Source organism: Streptomyces sp. SID11385 (genome assembly GCF_010548245.1).
In the GTDB taxonomy this organism is placed as follows: Bacteria; Actinomycetota; Actinomycetes; order Streptomycetales; family Streptomycetaceae; genus Streptomyces.
Window position 1 is genome coordinate 1 of record NZ_JAAGLR010000419.1, and the last position, 2,459, is coordinate 2,459.

The 2,459-nt window shown below is 75.6% G+C and carries 3 protein-coding genes; all 3 read left to right on the plus strand.

Features of this window, described 5'->3' with window-relative positions:
* The first annotated feature begins 292 nt into the window (after window positions 1–292).
* On the plus strand, window positions 293–817 hold the full coding sequence (locus G3I42_RS12855) for a hypothetical protein (protein ID WP_164285496.1): 525 nt from the start codon (window positions 293–295) through the stop codon (window positions 815–817).
* The gene (locus tag G3I42_RS12860; RefSeq protein ID WP_164285498.1) at window positions 818–1,492 is read left to right on the plus strand and encodes an HAD hydrolase-like protein; all 675 of its coding nucleotides are present in this window, start codon (window positions 818–820) and stop codon (window positions 1,490–1,492) included.
* 362 nt (window positions 1,493–1,854) lie between these two features.
* The coding region (locus tag G3I42_RS12865) for an AAA family ATPase (RefSeq protein ID WP_343244534.1) at window positions 1,855–2,459 on the plus strand (605 nt) is incomplete at its 3' end.

The following is a 2,459-nucleotide window of genomic DNA, read 5'->3' on the forward strand; positions in this document are numbered from 1 at the left end:
GGCGGCCCGCCGGGGCGCGGCCCGCCGGGCCCGAGGGGCCGCGGGTGGCTCCGCGACGACGGCGGCGCTGGGCGGGGACGCGCGGGGAATCGTCACTCTCGGTCGTGGGCATCGGGCACCTCTCTCCGGGAAACGCAAGGTTGTTACTGACTGGTAGGGAGAGAGTCGGGGACTGGGGGACCGGGATTGGTCACTCTGCGTGTGCGGCGTCCTCGTGCGTGGGTTCACCGATCCGGGTGAGCGCCGCACGCCCCACGTATCCTTGCCGCACCGGCGAAAGGATGCGGTTGCCATGCGTGTGTACGTCCCGCTCACTCTCAGTGCGCTCGCGCGCGCCCACGAGGGCGGCGAGCTGGGGGCGGAATCCGTCACGGCGTACGCCGTGACGCCCGCGCTGCGCGAGTGGTACGTGTCCGACGACATCGAGGAGCTGGAGTACGCGGCGCTCAGCCGCGCCGCCGCCGCCTCGCTGCGGCTCCTCGCCGTCGACCCCGCCGAGGCCCGGCGCCGCGTCGTGCTCGCGATCGACGTGGCGGACGGCGCGGCCCGTACCGATCCCGACCACGGCATGGACCCGGACTCCGTGGGCGAGGTGCGGCTCGCGGGCCCGCTGCGGCTCGCGAAGGCCGCCGCGGTGCACGCGGACGGCGAGGAGGCCGTCAAGGACGTGACCGCGGCGGCGGAAGCGCTCGGCGCGGCTGATCAGGGCGACGCGGACGCGCGGTTCGTCGTGGACGGGGCCGAGGACCACGAGCTGCTGTGGTTCGCGACGCAGGAGATCCCGTACCTCATCGCCCCGACCGCCGAGGAGCGCTGAGTGGGCGAGGCGACAGCGGCCCAGCACCTCGTGTGGGACTGGAACGGCACGCTGTTCCACGACATGGACGCCGTCCTCGGCGCCACCAACGCCGCCTTCGCCGAACTCGGCATACCGGGGCTGCGCTCGCTGACGCTGGAGCGGTACCGCGAGCTGTACCGCGTGCCCGTCACCGAGTTCTACGAGGCGCTGATGGGGCGCGCGCCCACGCCCGAGGAGTGGGAGCTGATGGACGGCACGTTCCAGCGCCACTACGCGCGCGAGAGCGTGCGCTGCGGGCTCACGGCGGGGGCCGTGGACGTGCTCGACGGGTGGCGCGACTCCGGGCGCAGCCAGTCGCTGCTGAGCATGTACGGGCACGCGGAACTCGTGCCGCTCGTCCGGGGCTTCGGCATCGCGGACCGCTTCGTGCGGGTCCAGGGGCGGACGGGGCCCTCCGGCGGCAGCAAGGCCGGGCACCTCGTACGGCACCTGGCGGCGCTCTCCGACGACATCGCCCCCGCCCGTACGGTCGTCATCGGCGACGCGGCGGACGACGGCCACGCGGCCCGCGCCGCCGGAGCCCGCGCCGTGCTCTACACCGGCGGCTCCCACAGCCGCGCGAGCCTCGCCCGCACGGGCTTCCCGGTCGCCGACTCGCTCGCGGAGGCCGTGGACATGGCGGCGGGGGCTTAGGGTCTGTCTGACAATTCCCGTCTGCCGCGCGACGCCATGCACGCTCCCCCAGCCTGGCGGCCGGGAGGTGCCCCCGCTCGCCGCACCGGCCCCAGACCCAAGTACGTCCAGTACGAGGGCCTGGGGCCGGCACGCCGAGAGCACGCACCTGGGGGCACCTCCCGGCCGAAGGCTGGGGGAGCCGCGCGGCCGCCCTGCGGGCGACGACGGGAATTGTCAGACAGACCCTAGGAGCCGGAGGCGCCCGCGCCGCGCTCCCACCTCCCCGCTCCGCCTCACCGTCCGCACTCACCTGCGTACGCTGGGACGCGTTCAGTCGTGTCTGCCGGTGGCAGTTGGGGCTTCAGGGGACGGGGGCGGCCGTGCGCGGTGGGTTCGGGCAGGGGCGGCGGGGCGGGTTGCCGGTCGAGGTGACCCGGTTCGTGGGGCGGGAGCGGGAGGTCGCCGAACTGGGGGCCGTGCTCGGCGAGGTGCGGCTGCTGACCGTCGTCGGGCCTGGTGGGGTGGGCAAGAGCCGCACCGCCCTGCGCGTCGCCGCCGCCGCGCGCGAGCGGTATCCCGACGGCGTGTGGCTCGCCGAACTGTCGGCCCTGCGCGATCCCGAACTGCTGCCCGCGACGCTCGCCGCCGTGCTCGGGCTGCCGGAGTCCTGCGCGCAGGAAGGGCCCGCCTCGGCCGCGTACGGGCCCTCGGGGCGGCCCGCGCTCGACGCCGTCGTCGCACACCTGCGCGAGCGTCAGGCGCTCGTCGTCCTCGACACCTGCGAACACCTGCTCGATGCCTGCGCGGCGCTCGCCGATCTCGTGCTGCGCGAGGCGCCCGGCGTGAGCGTCCTCGCGACGAGCCGCCAGCCGCTCGACGTCCCCGGCGAGCACTGCCGCGCGCTCGCGCCGCTCGACGAGGACGACGCCGTCGCGCTCTTCGCCCAGCGCGCCGCCGACGCCGCGCCCGGGTTCGCCGCGCGCGG

Bases quoted from the DNA above. Each gene is read 5' to 3' on its own strand.
- G3I42_RS12855 (WP_164285496.1), top strand. From the start codon at position 293: ATGCGTGTGTACGTCCCGCTCACTCTCAGTGCGCTCGCGCGCGCCCAC.